Genomic DNA, 452 nt, shown 5'->3' with positions numbered 1-452 from the left:
GTCTCGATGTGCTGATCAACAACGCCGGGATCGCAGGTCCTACGGCGGGCATCGACGCCATCACCGATGAAGATTGGCAGCGCACTGTCGACATCAACCTCACCGGACAATACCGCTTTGCTCATCACGCGGTTCCGCTGCTCAAGGCATCGCCCAACGCGCACATGATCCACATTGCTTCCGTTGCCGGCCGCCTGGGTTACGCCTGGCGCACACCGTATGCGGCGACCAAATGGGCCATTGTGGGTTTGATGAAATCGCTGGCATCCGAGTTGGGCGAAAGCGACATCCGCGTCAACGCCTTGCTGCCCGGCATCGTCGAAGGCCCGCGCATGGACGGTGTGATTCGTGCCCGTGCCGAACAGATGAAGGTGCCTGAAGCCGAGATGCGCGAGGAGTACCTGAAAAAAATATCGCTCAGACGCATGGTCACCGCTGAAGACGTCGAGGCC

1 protein-coding gene is annotated in these 452 nt (G+C 60.2%); it reads left to right on the top strand.

Features of this window, described 5'->3' with window-relative positions; all coding sequences use genetic code 11:
- Positions 1–452 (top strand): SDR family oxidoreductase (locus EE949_RS00945; protein ID WP_164666664.1); only part of this gene is annotated, 452 nt, incomplete at both ends.

This window comes from Pseudomonas viridiflava, from assembly GCF_900602065.1.
Classification (GTDB): domain Bacteria; phylum Pseudomonadota; class Gammaproteobacteria; order Pseudomonadales; family Pseudomonadaceae; genus Aquipseudomonas.
The sequence above is the reverse complement of the archived record's forward strand: the minus strand, read 5'-3'. Positions and strand labels throughout refer to the sequence as shown.